Genomic DNA, 15488 nt, shown 5'->3' with positions numbered 1-15488 from the left:
AAAAAGGTAGGGAGCCAGTTGCTCTTAGAACAGGCTTTCCTGGACATACACGACATCGTCGACGCGCAGCAGGTCGTCATGCTTGACCGACAATACTTCCATCTGGCCTTCCGCATTGCGGCGCTTGACCCGCACGCCCCGTTCGGTGCCGCGCAAGGTCAGGCCACCGCCCACTGACAGGGCTTGCAGCACGGTCATGTTGCGTTCCAGGCGGAAGGCGCCCGGACGCTGGACTTCGCCGTAGATGTAGAAGCGCGGCGCGCGTTCCACGTAGATGATGTCGTTGCCGCCCACTTCCATGTCGCCCTTCAGGTCGCCGTTGCGCACGATGTCGAGAATGTCGGCCACGTCGCGCGTGGCAGTGCCGCCGCGCTTGCGGATCACGGTGATCTGGTCGGCGCCGTCAGGACTGACGCCGCCGGCCATGGCCAGCATGTCCATCACGCTGCGCTTGCCTTCCACCGGGTAGCGGCCCGGACGGTTGACCTGGCCCAGCACGGACGCCTGCTGGCTTTGCAGGCTGGTCACGATGATGTTGACTTGCGCCTTGCGCAGGAAGCCGCCGCTCTCGAGCAGGCCGCCCAGCTTCTTTTCCGCTGCCGACGTGGACAGGCCGCCGACGGCCACCGCGCCCACCAGCGGGAAGGTGATTTCCCCCGCTTCGCTCACGCGCGTCTCCAGGCCCAGGTCCGGGTTGCCGTAGACGGAGATTTTCAGCACGTCACCAGCCCCAAGGGGGACATCGGCTGCACCGGCCATGCCTGCGGCGAGGGCCAGAAAGGCCGCCATCATCCAGTTTGCGAGTCGTTTCATGATTACAGATTCCCGTTGGTAGATTGCTGATGTTTAACTACTTGTCGATAAGTCACTTATTTCAAGCCCGCCACGCCGCGCTCGTTGGCTTCATGCGCGCTGTTCGCCGGCGCCGCTGCCGCAGGTGCGCTGGCCGTAGCCGAGGCCGCAGCCGCTGCATCCTTGTTGAAATACTCGATCTTGGCGCTGGCGCGCAGACGCTTCAGCTCCGCTTCGGCCGCATCCTTGTTCTTCTTGTTGGCCAGGAACTGCTCGATTTGCGGCGCCGCCGCGTCCAGGCCCACCGGGCTGTCCTTGATATCGGCCAGGGCAATGAGCAGGCTGCGCTCGCCTTCGCGCACGATGAACAGCTGGCCCTTCGGCATCGATTGCAGTTTGCTGCTCAGTTCGGGCGCCAGGTCGGCGCTGGTGCGCGACACCTGGGTGCGGCCGAACGCGATCTTGCGCTCCTCGAGCCATTGCGCCACGTCTTCCAGCGACTTGGCGCGGTCCATGACGGCTTTGAGCTCATCGTTCAACGCCGCCGTCGGGATGACCAGCTCGCGCAGATCGAATTGCTTGCGCTGGCTGAAGAACAGCGGGTTCTTCGCGAAATACTCTTCCACTTCGGCCTTGCTCGGGCGGGTGGCCGCGCCGATGCGCTTTTGCATGTATGCCTGGGCAACGATCAGCGCCTTGGCGCGCTCGATGGCCTGCATGACTTTCGGATCGCGGTCGACCTTTTCCTTGGCCGCTTCGTTCTGCAGCAACTGGCGGTCGATCAGCGACTCGAGCAACTGCTTGCTGGCCGCGGCCTGCTGCGGCGCCTGCACGCCGGCGCGCTGCAACTCTTCATTCAACTGCAAGACGGTGATTTCTTCGCCGTTCACGCTGGCCAGCGCCTGGCCAGCCTTTTTTTCCTTGTTGCCGCAAGCGGACAGGCCAGCAGCGGCCAGCAGGACCAGGGCGGCGCACAACAAACGTGGCGCGGGGCGGGAGTGAATAAAATGATTCAAGCGTGCTCCTTCGGATGACAGGTATGACGGGGGTGGAAAATCCGGCGCAGTATAACGGGCCATGGCCAGGCTGCACTGCACGGATGCCCCGAAAAATAGTTATTCGTCAAATAATTAACAATATTGTAAACATAATACACATAATGCATGACGACAAGCAAAATATTTGCTTAAAAATCTACTAATGAGATATAAAAACAACTATTTCCACAGCCTACTTGATTGCAAAAAATTATGTATTGCGTGGTTCAGACCGACTTTAAAATCGATAGTTGGCGCGTGCCGTCCCGGACGGCTTCCCGTCAGGGTGACGCACGTCCGGCAGGGGCAAGGCCGGATACTGCTCACATCGTGAACCCTTTCCAAGAGGAAAGTAATGGCGCATGGCCGGCACGACTCGTGGCAAGGTGAGCGCGGAGTGGTCGCGTAATGCGCTGGTGCTCTATAGATGCTCCATTTTAACGCGTATTGACTCCGTGCAAAGTATATTCAAACGCTATTTTTTCCTGCTGGCAGCATACTGACGCTCAATGGGCGTTCTCGCGCGCCAGCACCACTTTGACCGTGCGCGCGATAATCCACAGATCCAGCCACAGCGACCAGTTGCGCAGGTAATCGAGGTCGAAATGGATGCGCGCCTCCATCTTGTCGAGCGTTTCCGTCTCGCCCCGCAAACCGTTGACCTGGGCCCAGCCCGTAATGCCGGGCTTGACCTTGTGGCGCAGCATGTAGCCCTTGATCAGCTTGCGGTACTGCTCGTTGTGCACGACGGCATGGGGGCGCGGTCCGACTATGCTCATGCGGCCCTGCAGGACGTTGAGGAATTGCGGCAGCTCGTCGAGCGAGCTGCGGCGCAGGAAGGCGCCGACGCGCGTCACGCGCTGGTCGTTCTTGGTGGCCTGCACCACCGTGTCGCCATCTTCGCCCACCGTCATGGAGCGGAACTTGTAGACGACGATTTCCTCGCCATACAGGCCATAGCGGCGCTGGCGGAAAATCACGGGGCCTTTCGAAGTAGTCTTGACGGCGATGGCAATGACCAGCATCACCGGCAGCAGCAGGATCTGGATCATCAACCCCAGCACGATATCGCTGCCCCGCTTGACCATGCTGTTAAAGCCCGTGAACGGCGATTCGCGGATGGCGATGACGGGCATGCCGCCCACGTTGTCGAAACGCGCCTGCATCAGGTCGAAGATATAAATATCCGGCAGGAAATACACGGAAGCCGTCGTATCTTCGAGCTCGTCGAGCATCTTGCGGATGCGCGGCTGGGCCGAAATCGGCTGGCTGATGAAGATCATCTTGATGTTGTGTTCGCGCACGTAGGAGGCGATATCATCCATGCGCCCCAGCATGGGTTCGCGCATCTTTTCCGGCCAGCGGTCGTCCGTGCGGTCATCGAAAAAGCCGTGCACGTGCATGAACAGGTTGGCATTGCGCTCGACGGTGGCGGCAAACTTCAGGCTGGCGTCGTTGGCGCCGATGATGACCACCGAGCGCACTTCGCTGTCGCCGTCGGGGCGCAGGCTGAACCTGCGCCCGGCCAGGTGCCCAGCCAGCAGCACGAAGGGCGTGAGGACAAACCAGGCCAGCACCACTTCGGTATCGAAATGATAGGCCAGGCCCGTGGCCGAGCCCAGGAAGGTGAGGATCAGCGCGACGATGGTCCAGCCGACGAGGATATCACGCGCATACGCCAGCATGCGGCCGCTGCGCCAGGTACGGTAGGGGTCGACATGCTGGTAGACCGTCGATGAAATGAAGACAGCCAGTATCATCAGCACCAGCGTATAGCCGGTGAAGGTCGAACCCGACAACACCGTCATCAGGTACAGCAAGCCCATGATGATGATCGGGTCGAGAACGCGCTGGAAAAACGAAATCAGGGGTATATCATTGACAGTCATGTTGATCTTTAAAACTGTACGCTGCCATTGAAGGAAATGCCCTTGGCCCGGTAGCTGCCGCTATCGATGATGGCGACGCCTTCGCGCCGCTCGTGGAACACGCGCACGCCAAGCTGGATTTTCCGGTGCGGCGCATACGTCGCGCCCAGCGAAGCCGTGCGCGTGGTGTCGCGCCCGTCGCCGGGCAGCACCAGGCCGCTGACGGCCTCGAAATCGCGCCGTTCCTGGCGCAGCTGCGCATCCACGCGCACCTTCGACGTGGCCGTCCAGGTCGCGCCCAGGCTGGCGCCCGTGTTCAGGCTGCTCGTCACCAGCGAATTGTCGACGGAACCGAATTCGCGCCAGACGATGCCCGTGAAATTGACCTTGCCCAACGGCTTCCAGTACACGCTCAGCCGGCCATTCGTGCCGCTGGTATCGCGCCCGGACAGCAAATTGTTGCGGTGGCGCACCCAGCCACCGAGAAATTCCATCTGCGTGATATCGCTGAAATCCCACAAGACATTGGCCTTGACCTCGTCCTGGCTATAGCCGTTGCCGTACACACTGGCGTCGAGCGCGCCGCGGTTCGGATACTTGCCATTCAGGTGGCGCAGCTGCACGCCGACGCGGCTATTGCTGCGCGCCAGGTAGTCGACGCCAAATTCCGTCGCGTCTTCCACCCAGTTGGAAAACGCCTGCGACGGCAGGTCATACGAGTAGCGGTCGCGCGACAGGCCGCCGCGCACGCGCCAGCTGGGGTGGAAGCGCCACGCGCCATTCACGTACTCGCGGCGCTGCGTGCGCAGATTGCGCACCGAGCTCTGGAAGTCGCTGAACGGCGTCAGGGTCTGCGAATAACTGGCGCCCACATGGCCTTCCAGGTGGTTGGCGATGTGCCATTCCAGGTCGGCCAGGTAATCCTTGCCGTCGTAGTCGAACTGGCTGAAGCGGTTGAAGCTCACCTTCGACCACTTGGCCTGGCCCGTCAGTATCTGGCGGCCGATGGGACGGTTGAACAGGAAGCCCGCCTGCAGCATCCTCGACGTATCCGAACGGGGGCCGGAAAAACCCCGCACATCGTCCGGCAGGCGCATCAGGTTGTCGTCGTACGAATAGGACGTGGCAACGAAGGGCTTGATGGTATCGCTGATATCGGCCACGGCGGCGCCGCTGGCCAGGGTGCCCAAGAGTAACAGCGCAACCGGCAAACGTGGGCTGGCCGTGAAGGCGGCGGCAACGGCTTTTTTACGCAAGGAATTCAACATGGATTTTGTCTTTGAAAGATCACACAGTTGATAGGCAATACTACCAGTAAATCCAGTGCCCACCAGAAATAATCCAGAGGCCCAGCACGCCGTTCGTCACGCCGTGCGCGAGGATGGGCGACCACAGGGACTGGCTACGCATGTACAACAAACTATAGACCGCACCGGCCACCATGCCGGCCAGCCATAAATTATGCTCAAAGCCAAACAGCAACACGCTGATGGCGAAGGCCTTGGCGCTGGCCAGGCGCGGATCGACCCGCAAAAAGTCCGGCTTGTCGATCCAGCGCAGCAGGAAGGAGCGCCAGAACAGCTCCTCCATCACGGGCACCACCAGCGCCGCGCCGGCAATGCGCAGCACCACCAGGCTCCACTCGATGCGGCCATCGGTGCGGGGGTCGAAACCGTCCGGCTTGCCGATGCTCATCCAGCTGGCGTCGAGATTGATCCACAGCAAAAAAACAACAACACCGCCTGCCAGCGCCCCGAGAATGGCACGCGCGCCCAACGGCGTCCACCGCAATTCCGTGTAACTGCGGCGCCAGTACAACAACAAGCCCAGCACGACGCCGATCTTGACGACATACAGCCAGCGCAAGTCCTGCGCGGCAACGCCCAGGCGGCCGAGTATGTCGGCAATGGCAATGAAGGAGAGATAGGCCAGGAATGGCGCTACCCGGGGCAAGGCGGCGCGGTCAAACATGCTGCCACGCATCGGAGGAGGAGCTGCGCGCCGGACGCGGTGGTCCGGAGCGCATGTTTTTCATGACAAACATGCATCCCCCAATGTAATAAATATAATTATATAATTATATCAAGCAGAACCGTTGCCGTGGCAAATAATCCTGACTTAATTACAACAGGGTATGCAAAAAAGCATCAGCTATTCGCGCGCGCCTCGATCTGCTCCCACTTTTCCAGCGCTTCCAGCAGTTCACCTTCGATCTCGGCCACGCGCGCATTCAGGCGCTTGCCTTCGGCTGGCGTCTTCTTGTAGAAGTCCGGATGCGACAGTTCGGCGGCCAGCACCGATTGCTCGTCTTCCAGCTTGGCGATCAGTTTCGGCAACTCTTCCAGCTCGCGCTGTTCCTTGTAGCTGAGCTTTTTCTGCTTGGCGGCCGGCGCGGCAGCCTCGACCTTCACGGCCGGCTTGCTGGCTGGCGCCGTGGCGATCGGCAAGGTGCGCACGCGCTCCCAGTCCGTGTAGCCGCCGACGAATTCGCGCCACTTGCCCTCGCCTTCGGCGACGATCACCTGCGTGACCACATTGTCGAGGAAGGTGCGGTCATGGCTGACGAGGAAGACGGTGCCTGTGTATTCTTCCAGCAACTCTTCCAGCAATTCCAGGGTATCGATATCCAGGTCATTGGTCGGTTCATCGAGCACCAGCACGTTGGCCGGCTTGGCGAACAGACGCGCCAGCAGCAAACGGTTGCGCTCGCCACCGGACAGCGACTTGACGGGCGAACGGGCACGTTCCGGCGCGAACAGGAAGTCGTTCAGGTACGTCATCACGTGACGGCGCTGGCCGTTGATCTCGACCCAGTCGCTGCCCGGCGCGATGGTTTCCATCAGGTTCGCCTCTTCGTTCAGCTGCGTGCGCATCTGGTCGAAATACGCCACTTGCAGCTTGGTACCCAGGCGGATGGTGCCCGTGTCCGACTGCTCTTCGCCGAGGATCATCTTCAGCAGGGTGGTCTTGCCGGCGCCGTTGGCGCCGATCAGGCCGACCTTGTCGCCGCGCAAGATGGTGGCGCTGAAATCCTTGACAATGACCTTGTCGCCGTAAATCTTCGAGACGTTTTCCAGGTCCGCCACGATCTTGCCCGAGCGTTCGCCGGCCGAGACGTCCAACTTGACTTGTCCCTGCTGTTCGCGGCGCGCATTGCGCGTCAGGCGCAGCGCTTCCAGGCGGCGCACGCGGCCTTCGTCGCGCACGCGGCGGGCCTTGACGCCCTTGCGTATCCACACTTCTTCCTGCGCCAGGAACTTGTCGAACTTGGCGTTTTCCACTTCTTCGATTTCCAGCTGCTCCGCCTTGCGCACTTGATACGCCGTGAAGTTGCCCGGATACGACAGCAAACGGCCGCGGTCGAGCTCGATGATGCGCGTGGCGACATTGTCGAGGAAGGAGCGGTCATGGGTAATGAACAGCACGCTGCCCTTGAAGTCGCGCAACAAGCCTTCCAGCCACAGGATGGAGCTGAAGTCCAGATGGTTGGTGGGCTCATCGAGCAGCAGCACGTCGGGCGCCGACACCAGCGCGCGCGCCAGCGCCACGCGCTTCTGCATCCCGCCGGACAGGGTTTTCATGGCCATGTCGCCCGTCAGGTTCAGACGGTCGAGTACGGTTTCCACCTTGTTCGGCAAGCTCCACGCATCGGCCGCATCGAGTTTGACCTGGATGTCGTGCATGCGTTCCATCAGTTCGTCGTCATTGCCCTGGCCAAACTGGCCCGTCAACGCATCGTATTCCTTCAGCCACGCCTGCGATTCGCCCATGCCGGACGCGACGGCGTCGAACACGGACATTTCCGGGTCGAATTGCGGTTCCTGCTCCACATACGCGATCTTGATGCCTTGTTGCATTACCAACAAGCCGTCATCGAGCTTGAACTTGCCCGAAATAACCTTCAACAGCGACGATTTACCCGTGCCGTTGCGGCCGATCAAGCCGACCCGCTCCGAGGTTTCCAGTGAAAATTCCGCGTGATCGAGCAGCGCGACGTGACCGAACGCAAGTTGCGCCGATGAAAGAGAAATGACAGCCATAATGAGTAAGAGTGCTCGGGCGCCGTCTCGCGCACACCGCGTGGTGTGCGAAACAGCCGCCGATTGGATGAATGAAGCACGCATTGTACCGATAACTCGGACTTCAATCGCCATCGACCAGTAATTACCGCCTGGATGATCACAGGCTGCCGACGCGCGTTGCGTGGAAACGTGGTGTCGCCAGCAGGAATCGAACCTGCATTTAAGTCTTAGGAGGACCTTGTACTATCCATTGTACGATGGCGACACGCGCAGCGGCATTATACAGGCTAGTTCCTGCCATTGACAGTCCGGCAGCACGTGCGTGGGACAGGCGCCTCAGTGTCCTGCCACTTGGCGCAATGGCGCCGGCAACGCAGGCGATGCCGAAGGCAACAAGGGCAGGATTTGCTGCGCCGCCAGATCGTGCGCCACCGGGTTCCAGTGGCCGTCCATCGGCAGGAAATCCATGCGCTCGCGCTGTTGCGCCCAATGGCGCGCGAATACCGGCTGCATGTCCACCACCTGATGGCCGTGTCGCAGGGCCGTCTGGATGAAAAATGCGCGATCGCCCGCTTTCCAGTTGGGTACCGCCTTCTGCGGCGCGTACAGCATGTTCCGGTCCGCGTCGACCAGGAAGATAAAGCGCGTATCGCCAGCGCCGCCCAGCGCGCGCAATTGCGTCATGTAGTACTCGAGCGCGGCGGCGCGGCGTGCATCAGGTGCGCTGGCGGCCGGCGCCTGCGCCGCGGCAGGAGGACTGCGGCGCAACTGGCTCATCAACCAGTCAGGAAATTTCAAGTTGTAATAGATATAACGGGCCAGGGCCGAATAGGCGACCAGCCGCTTGGCCTTGGACTCGACATAGGGAACATGCACCATCCTGATATCGTTCCCTTCGCTGACAAACATGCTATGGCCCCGCTGCGCCGGCGCCAGGATGTCCTGCATGTCCATCGGCTCGACAAACATCACCACCGTGCGCGGATGCAGCTGCGCACGCGTATGACGGAACACTTCCAGCGCGTCGGCAAAGCCGTTGCCCGAGGCAGAGGCGGCATACACGCCGCCGCCCAGGGCTTGACTCAGCCGGCCTTGCAGGGTTTCCGGATATTCCAGCATCAGGCTTTCGATAAAGCTGTCGCCGATGACAAGCACGGCCGCACCATCCTTGAAATCGGGGGAGTTGGTAAAGCCCTGCCGATTCGTGCGGCCATGCCGGGCATTCGCCATGGCCCAGCCGTGCGAATACACGTAGTCCTGCTGCGGCAGATAACGGGCATACGGGCGCTGCTCGCTGCTCTGCTCCATGCGCAATCCGGACACCACCGGCATGCATTGCAGGAACGCTTCCAACGCCAGTGCCGTGACCAGCACACCCAGGCCTATCGCAAATATGGAGCGCATATGATTTGTCAGAAATTAAAATACAAGAATTCAGAAACGCCACGCGTCTCGCTAATTGCCAGCAAGACCAGGCAAAGCATCAACATGGCCCCCAGCAAGACGCTGCCCCGGCCACTGTCCAGGCGCTGCTCCGTCGACAGGCGCAAGCCTCGCCCCAGCAACTCATACACATTCGGCAGGAAGAAAACGATGGCGGCGCAAACGCCCAGCCACCACAGGCAGGAACTCAGCTGCATGATGCGGTTCACGCCCAGCATGCTTTCCTGCATGGCGGGCGTCAGCGTGCCTCCGCCCATGGCTTGCAGCACGTCCAGCGCCACCTCGAGGGAACTGGCGCGAAAAAACACCCAGGCCAGCACCACGGCAAAAAAAGTCGCCAGTGCGCCGCCGGCCCGTATCGCCAGGTTGCTGCGCTGGCCCAGCAGATGGCGCAAGGCATGGTTGACGATCAGATAAGCGCCGTGCAAGCAGCCCCAGACCACAAAGGTCCAGTTGGCGCCGTGCCACAGTCCGCCCAGCAGCATCGTGATCAGGAGGTTGCGGTAACGCAAGAATCCGCCCTTGCGGTTCCCGCCCAGGGGGATATACAGATAATCGCGCAGGAAATTGGACAGCGTGATGTGCCAGCGGCGCCAGAAATCGATGATGGAGGTCGCCTTGTATGGCGAGAGAAAGTTAATCGGCAAGATAATGCCGAACATATAAGACAAGCCATACGCCATGTCGCAGTAGGCCGAAAAGTCGAAATACAGCTGGAACGTATAGGCCAGCGCACCGGCCCATGCCTCCAGCATGCTCAAATGGGCGTGATGGAGGTCGAAGACGGGTGCGACGTAGCGCGCGATGCCATCGGCCAAGATGACTTTCTTGAACAGGCCAATCGTGAAGAATGTTAGGCCGACGATCAGGCGCCCGCGGCTGAAGACATGCGATTCGGCCTGCACGAACTGCGGCATCATCTCCTTGTGATGCAGAATCGGACCGGCGATCAGGTGCGGAAAGTAGGTGACGAACAAACCATAGCTTTCTGGCTGGTAATCCTTGACCTTGCCGGCGTGGCAATCGACCAGGTAGGCGATTTGCGTGAAGGTGAAAAACGAGATGCCGATCGGCAGGGTAATCCCCAGCGGCTGGAATGTCGCCCCCGTCAGGGTGGCAATATTGCTGATAAAAAAATCAAAATACTTGAAAAACACCAGCAGCGACAAATTGAAGGCGAGTCCGAGCCACAGCCAGTGCTTTGCCTCGCGCTTGCGGCCCGTCTCTTGACGTTTCGAAACGACTCGGCCAATGCTGAAGTTACAGCAGATTGACAGCAGCAACAGCGGCAGGTAGGCGACATCCCAGTAGCTATAGAATGCAAGCGAGGCCAGCAACAGGAAAATTATGGATAGCCGCAGCGAGTATTTTGACAGGAGAAAGTATCCCAGCAACGCCAACGGCAAGAACACCAGAAAGAACGGAAATGAATTAAATAACACGGTGCAATTCCATAAAGTTGCTTATACGTAACGCGTTGGCAGCCAGCAATGGCAAGTTTATGCTTTTAACGCTGATATTTGTTTATTATTATTCTGAACATGGTGACGAGACGAACTCTTGCCCGCACAACGTGCGGGCATGCGCCGGACAGTCACGGCCAGGCGCGCCGTCGCCGTCAGCCATTCCTGCACACCATTTCCCGCCACGCTGCCGAACTCGTACCAGCGTCCTGCCTTATTTGAGACCCATGGTGGCAAACGGCGGCACGCTGAATTTCCTGCGCCGCGCGACGCCTGCACCAACCAGCAACAAGCCGGCCAGCATGAGTTGCAACATCGCGGGCTCGGGCACGGCGCTGACGCTAAATACTTGCATGGCGCCAAACGTGACGTTCGGATAGGAGCCATACGGCGCGCCATCGAGCAAGCTTGCGCCAAAGATGCCATTGACCGGGTCGATGTACGAGTAGCGCGAAGAAATGCCATTGGTGCTCAGGTCCGCCGACATGCCCAGATCGGCGCCGATGCCGAACGTGGGGCCGGCATCGATATCATTGAAGGTTTGATACGCCCCCACCGAGTCCAGTGCATAGGTTTTCGGCGTCTGCCGGAAATACTGGCCCGACGTCAGGTTGAAGATGAAGGCCGTGCGGTCGCGGTCTTCCGGCGTCATGTTGTAAGTACCCGACGAATTCCAGCTTTGCGGGTTATAGCCGCCCACCAGCCAGGTCTGGCCGGCGGCGTTGCTCGCCTGCATCACGGAAAACGTGCGTCCCTTGCCGTCGGCGGCCAGGTGGAAGTCGCGCGAGGTGTCGCCCGCCGACTTCGTGTAGATGGCCGTCAGCGCCAGCGGCCCTTCGCCCAGCCAGGCGGACAGCTGTGCTTCCTGCGCGCCGTTGAGCAAGGATTGCGCCGAGGCGACAGGAACGCTGCCGATGCACAGCAAGGCACCGGCGAGCAAGGTGACGGGCCGCACCGCCTTGATTTTCAGCATGATTTGTTGTTGCATCGCTCCCCCTGTATATATGCCGCGAATTTTCGGCATATCAATATAGCACAGGGTGATATATTAATTGCATTAATTTATTTCAATTGAAATGCAGTTAAGGCAATAGTTTATTGTAGCCATCATGGCGGCAGCACGGCCGTCACCTCGATTTCCACCCTGGCGCGATCCTCGATCAGGCCGGCCACCTGCACGGCCGTCATGGCTGGAAAATGCTTGCCGATCAGCTCGCGGTACGCCACGCCGATTTGCGGATACGCCGCCACATACTCCTTCTTGTCGAGCACATACCAATTCATGCGCACGATATGCTCGGGCAAGGCGCCCGCCTCCGCCAGCACGGCGACGATATTCTGCAAGGCCTGGCGCACCTGCCCCGCAAAATCGTCCGTATGGAACCGGCCCTGCGCATCCCAGCCTATCATGCCGCTGACGTACACCGTGCGTCCGCTGGCGGCCACGCCGTTCGCATAGCCGCGCGGCCTGGCCCATCCCGGTGGTTGCAGCACTTGCATTGCGTTCTCCTGGTTATTCATACATGTCCCGCCTCGCGCAGCAGTTCGCGCGCGATGATCAATTGCTGTACTTCGCTGGCGCCCTCATAGATGCGCAAGGCGCGGATTTCGCGGTACAGGCGCTCGACCGGATGGTCGCTGACCACGCCCATGCCGCCGAACAGCTGCACGGCTGCGTCGATCACCTGCTGCGCCGTTTCCGTGGCCGTCAGCTTGGCCATGGCCGCTTCCTTCGTCACCTTGCGGCCCTGGTCGCGCTGCCAGGCGGCGCGGTAGGTCAGCAAGGCAGCCGCCTCGATGCCGGTGGCCATCTGCGCTAATTTTGCCTGCGTCAGCTGGAAGTCCGCCAGGGTCTGGCCGAACATCTGGCGCGCCATGGCGTGGCGCAGCGCCTCGTCAAATGCGCGCCGCGCAAAGCCCAGCGCGGCGGCGGCCACCGACGTGCGGAACACGTCCAGCGTGGCCATCGCCACCTTGAAACCCTGTCCCGCCTCGCCCAGGCGCTGCGTGGCGGGCACGCGGCAGGCATTGAAACGCAGGCGCGCCAGCGGGTGCGGCGCGATCACCGCGATGCGCTCGGCGATTTCCAGGCCGGGATTGTCCGCGTCGACGATGAAGGCGCTGATGCCGCGCGCGCCCGGCGCCTCGCCCGTACGCGCGAACACCACGTAAAAATCGGCGATGCCGCCGTTCGAGATCCACGTCTTTTCGCCATCGAGCACGTAATCGTCGCCATCGCGGCGCGCCGCGCACGCCATCGCCGCCACGTCGGAGCCAGCCTGCGGCTCGGACAGGGCAAAGGCGGCGATGCGCTTGCCGCTGGCCACGTCCGGCAAATAGCGCGCCTTGTTGTCGGCGCTGCCGAACAGGCCGATGGCGCCGGAACCGAGTCCCTGCATGGCGAAGGCGAAATCGGCCAGGCCGTCGTGGCGCGCCAGGGTTTCGCGCATCAGGCAAATGGCGCGCGTGTCGATCTTGCCATCGGTGCCCGTGGCGTATGCCAGCCAGCCGCCCTGCCCCAGTTGCACCACCAGCGCGCGGCAGGCGGCATCGACGTCGGCGCCATGGGCTTCCTGCAGGTGCTGCGCGGCCCAGGCATCGAGTTCGCGTTCAAGTTCGGCATGGCGCGCTTCGAAAAACGGCCAGTCCAGGTAAGTCGTATCACGCGTGCTGCTCATGTCAGTCGCCCTCGAATTGCGGTTTTTCTTTCGCCACGAAGGCGTGATAGGCGCGGTGGAAATCGTTGGTGGCCATGCAAATGGCCTGCGCCTGCGCTTCCGCCTCGATGGCTTCATCGACGCCCATGTTCCACTCCTGCTGCAGCATTTTTTTCGTCATGCCGTGCGCGAAGGTGGGGCCGCCGGCCAGGCCGGCGGCGAACAGCTGCGCCGCCTCGGCCAATTCTGCCGGCTCGACCAGGCGGTTGAACCAGCCCCAACGTTCGGCTTCCGCCCCCGGCAAGGAGCGCCCCGTGTACAGCAATTCGGCGGCGCGGCCCTGGCCGATCACGCGCGGCAGCAAGGCGCAGGCGCCCATGTCGCAGCCGGCCAGGCCCACGCGGGTAAACAAAAAGGCCGTCTTGCTGCGCACCGTGCCGATGCGGATATCGGAAGCCAGCGCCAGCATGGCGCCGGCGCCCGCGCAAATGCCGTCGATGGCGGCGACGATGGGTTGCGGGCAGGCGCGCATGGCTTTCACCACGTCGCCCGTCATGCGGGTAAACGCCAGCAAGCCGGGCATGTCGAGCTGCGTCAGGGGGCCGATGATGTCGTGCACGTCGCCGCCCGAACAGAAATTGTCGCCGCTGCCTGTAATCACCACGGCCTTGACGTCGTCCGCATGCGCCAGCGCGCGGAACAGCTCGCGCAGCTCCGCATACGAATCGAAGGTGAGCGGATTCTTGCGCTCGGGCCGGTGCAAGGTCAGGGTGGCGACGCCTGCGTCGACGGAAAACAGGAAATGCCGCGCGGCGTAGCCGGCCAGGCTGGCGCGGTTGCCTGGCAGGTCTTGCGGCTGGCCGGGTAGATGGCGCATGCTCAATCCTTTAGGGGGGTGTTATTCAACTGCTGCTTCATGTGCGACAGCAGGTCGATCAATCGGGTTTTGTCGTCCGGTGTCACGCCGTGCAGCAGTTCGGCGATCCAGCCTTCGTGCACGCGCGCCATTTCGTCGAACGCGCGCCGGCCTGCCGGCGTCAGCTTGACGCTGTACGAGCGGCGGTCCTTCGGATCGACCACGCGCGCCACCAGTTTTTCCTGCTCCAGCTGGTCGGTGATGCCCGTGATATTGCCGCCCGTGACCATCATGCGTTTGGACAGTTCGCCCATGCGTAAACCTTCGGGAAAGCGTTCGAGCTGCGCCATCAAGTCGAAGCGGGGCAAGGTGATGCCGAAGGTGGCGCGCAGGCGCGTGCGCACCTCGTTTTCGATCTTGACCGTGCACGAGAGCATGCGCAGCCACAGCTTGAGCGACTGGTGGTGGTCCTGCGTCAACCGGCTGGCCAGATCCAGCACGGGTTCGTCCTGCACATTGTCGGGTTCTTTATCCATGGTCTTCATTCCGTTACATGACTTCACCGCCGGCGACGGCGATCGATTGTCCATTCATGGCGGCCGACGCGGGCAGGCATAGCCACGCCACCGCATCGGCCACTTCGCACGGCTGCACCAGCCGCTGCTGCGGATTGCTGGCCGCCAGTTCCGCGCGCGCCGCATCTTCGCCGCGCCCCGTCTTGCGCACGATATTCTGCACGGCCTGGGCCACCATGTCCGTTTCCGTGTAGCCGGGGCAGACGGCGTTGACGGTGACGCCGCGCGGCGCCACTTCCAGCGCCAGCGCGCGCGTCAGGCCAATCACGCCATGCTTGGCAGCGACATAGGCGCTGACGTAGCGGTAGCCTTTCAAGCCCGCCGTCGACGCCACGTTGACGATGCGTCCCCAGCCCGCTTCCAGCATGCCCGGCATGGCCACCTGGCAGCAGTGGAACACACCCGTCAGGTTCACGGCCAGCATCTGCTGCCAGATGGCGGCGTCCGTCTTGCCGAAAGGCGCCGCATGCGCCTGGCCCGCGTTATTGACCAGGATATCGATGCGGCCGAAATGCGCGGCGGCCTGCGCGAAACCCGCCTGCACGGACGCTTCCACGGCCACATCGAGCACGCAGATGGCCACCCTGCCCGCATGGCCCTCCTCTTCCAGCTGCATGCGCGCACGCGCCAGCCGCGCGCCGTCACGCCCGGCCAGGGTGACCCGGGCGCCCGCGTCCAGCAAGGCGCCCGCGCAGGCCAGGCCGATGCCGCTGCCGGCGCCCGTCACCAACGCGTGTTTGCCGGCCAATGCGCCATCCAGTCGTTCCTTGCTCAT

Annotated in this window: 14 protein-coding genes and 1 tRNA gene; all 15 read right to left on the bottom strand. The window is 61.7% G+C overall.

Going from position 1 to position 15488, the window contains the following annotated elements; translation table 11 throughout:
• Positions 1 to 24: 24 nt before the first annotated feature.
• The 15 genes from epsE to O0881_RS25135 all read right to left on the bottom strand — a co-directional run bounded on the left by epsE (position 25) and on the right by O0881_RS25135 (position 15488).
• The gene (gene epsE, locus O0881_RS25205; protein WP_077400957.1) at positions 25 to 813 is read right to left on the bottom strand and encodes a polysaccharide export protein EpsE; all 789 of its coding nucleotides are present in this window, start codon (positions 811 to 813) and stop codon (positions 25 to 27) included.
• Positions 814 to 869: 56 nt separating this feature from the next.
• A complete protein-coding gene (locus tag O0881_RS25200) occupies positions 870 to 1808 on the bottom strand; it encodes an EpsD family peptidyl-prolyl cis-trans isomerase (protein WP_289913507.1) in 939 nt (312 codons plus the stop codon).
• Positions 1809 to 2335: 527 nt separating this feature from the next.
• Complete coding sequence (locus tag O0881_RS25195) at positions 2336 to 3718, bottom strand: undecaprenyl-phosphate glucose phosphotransferase (RefSeq protein WP_099665081.1); 1383 nt, start codon at positions 3716 to 3718, stop codon at positions 2336 to 2338.
• Between the two features lie 8 nt (positions 3719 to 3726).
• Positions 3727 to 4965 (bottom strand): XrtB/PEP-CTERM-associated polysaccharide biosynthesis outer membrane protein EpsL, encoded by a 1239-nt coding sequence (epsL, locus tag O0881_RS25190; RefSeq protein WP_289913506.1) that lies wholly within the window; start codon positions 4963 to 4965, stop codon positions 3727 to 3729.
• Positions 4966 to 5005: 40 nt separating this feature from the next.
• On the bottom strand, positions 5006 to 5668 hold the full coding sequence (locus O0881_RS25185) for a CAAX prenyl protease-related protein (protein WP_289913505.1): 663 nt from the start codon (positions 5666 to 5668) through the stop codon (positions 5006 to 5008).
• 176 nt (positions 5669 to 5844) lie between these two features.
• Entirely contained in the window at positions 5845 to 7737 is a 1893-nt protein-coding gene (locus O0881_RS25180) for an ATP-binding cassette domain-containing protein (protein WP_077400945.1), read from the bottom strand.
• A gap of 172 nt (positions 7738 to 7909) precedes the next feature.
• Positions 7910 to 7984 (bottom strand) — tRNA-Arg (locus O0881_RS25175).
• A gap of 71 nt (positions 7985 to 8055) precedes the next feature.
• Positions 8056 to 9123 carry a hypothetical protein gene (locus tag O0881_RS25170; RefSeq protein WP_289913504.1) on the bottom strand — a complete coding sequence of 356 codons (1068 nt, stop codon included), beginning with the start codon at positions 9121 to 9123 and terminating at the stop codon, positions 8056 to 8058.
• 8 nt (positions 9124 to 9131) lie between these two features.
• Positions 9132 to 10499, bottom strand: coding sequence for an MBOAT family protein (locus tag O0881_RS25165; protein ID WP_354669673.1), 1368 nt, complete (start codon positions 10497 to 10499; stop codon positions 9132 to 9134).
• Positions 10500 to 10839: 340 nt separating this feature from the next.
• Positions 10840 to 11613 carry a PEP_CTERM-anchored TLD domain-containing protein gene (locus tag O0881_RS25160; protein ID WP_251350006.1) on the bottom strand — a complete coding sequence of 258 codons (774 nt, stop codon included), beginning with the start codon at positions 11611 to 11613 and terminating at the stop codon, positions 10840 to 10842.
• A gap of 119 nt (positions 11614 to 11732) precedes the next feature.
• Positions 11733 to 12125 carry a RidA family protein gene (locus O0881_RS25155; RefSeq protein ID WP_099665086.1) on the bottom strand — a complete coding sequence of 131 codons (393 nt, stop codon included), beginning with the start codon at positions 12123 to 12125 and terminating at the stop codon, positions 11733 to 11735.
• 17 nt (positions 12126 to 12142) lie between these two features.
• Positions 12143 to 13303, bottom strand: a complete 1161-nt coding sequence (locus O0881_RS25150; RefSeq protein WP_289913503.1) for an acyl-CoA dehydrogenase family protein — start codon at positions 13301 to 13303, stop codon at positions 12143 to 12145.
• A 1-nt stretch (position 13304) separates the two neighbouring features.
• Positions 13305 to 14159: an enoyl-CoA hydratase family protein gene (locus O0881_RS25145; protein ID WP_289913502.1), complete on the bottom strand. Its 855-nt coding sequence runs from the start codon at positions 14157 to 14159 to the stop codon at positions 13305 to 13307.
• Between the two features lie 2 nt (positions 14160 to 14161).
• Positions 14162 to 14674 (bottom strand): MarR family transcriptional regulator, encoded by a 513-nt coding sequence (locus O0881_RS25140; protein WP_289913501.1) that lies wholly within the window; start codon positions 14672 to 14674, stop codon positions 14162 to 14164.
• A gap of 13 nt (positions 14675 to 14687) precedes the next feature.
• Complete coding sequence (locus O0881_RS25135) at positions 14688 to 15488, bottom strand: SDR family NAD(P)-dependent oxidoreductase (protein ID WP_289913500.1); 801 nt, start codon at positions 15486 to 15488, stop codon at positions 14688 to 14690.

Source organism: Janthinobacterium sp. SUN100 (genome assembly GCF_030397705.1).
Taxonomy (GTDB): domain Bacteria; phylum Pseudomonadota; class Gammaproteobacteria; order Burkholderiales; family Burkholderiaceae_D; genus Janthinobacterium; species Janthinobacterium kumbetense.
Note: the sequence above shows the minus strand (reverse complement) of the source record. Positions and strands in the feature narration are given on the sequence as shown.

Bases quoted from the DNA above. Each gene is read 5' to 3' on its own strand.
- O0881_RS25195 (WP_099665081.1), bottom strand. From the start codon at position 3,718: ATGACTGTCAATGATATACCCCTGATTTCGTTTTTCCAGCGCGTTCTC.
- O0881_RS25150 (WP_289913503.1), bottom strand. From the start codon at position 13,303: ATGAGCAGCACGCGTGATACGACTTACCTGGACTGGCCGTTTTTCGAA.
- O0881_RS25180 (WP_077400945.1), bottom strand. From the start codon at position 7,737: ATGGCTGTCATTTCTCTTTCATCGGCGCAACTTGCGTTCGGTCACGTC.
- O0881_RS25155 (WP_099665086.1), bottom strand. From the start codon at position 12,125: ATGCAAGTGCTGCAACCACCGGGATGGGCCAGGCCGCGCGGCTATGCG.
- O0881_RS25145 (WP_289913502.1), bottom strand. From the start codon at position 14,159: ATGCGCCATCTACCCGGCCAGCCGCAAGACCTGCCAGGCAACCGCGCC.
- O0881_RS25135 (WP_289913500.1), bottom strand. From the start codon at position 15,488: ATGAGCAAGGAACGACTGGATGGCGCATTGGCCGGCAAACACGCGTTG.
- O0881_RS25170 (WP_289913504.1), bottom strand. From the start codon at position 9,123: ATGCGCTCCATATTTGCGATAGGCCTGGGTGTGCTGGTCACGGCACTG.
- O0881_RS25140 (WP_289913501.1), bottom strand. From the start codon at position 14,674: ATGGATAAAGAACCCGACAATGTGCAGGACGAACCCGTGCTGGATCTG.
- O0881_RS25185 (WP_289913505.1), bottom strand. From the start codon at position 5,668: ATGTTTGACCGCGCCGCCTTGCCCCGGGTAGCGCCATTCCTGGCCTAT.
- epsL (WP_289913506.1), bottom strand. From the start codon at position 4,965: ATGTTGAATTCCTTGCGTAAAAAAGCCGTTGCCGCCGCCTTCACGGCC.
- epsE (WP_077400957.1), bottom strand. From the start codon at position 813: ATGAAACGACTCGCAAACTGGATGATGGCGGCCTTTCTGGCCCTCGCC.
- O0881_RS25160 (WP_251350006.1), bottom strand. From the start codon at position 11,613: ATGCAACAACAAATCATGCTGAAAATCAAGGCGGTGCGGCCCGTCACC.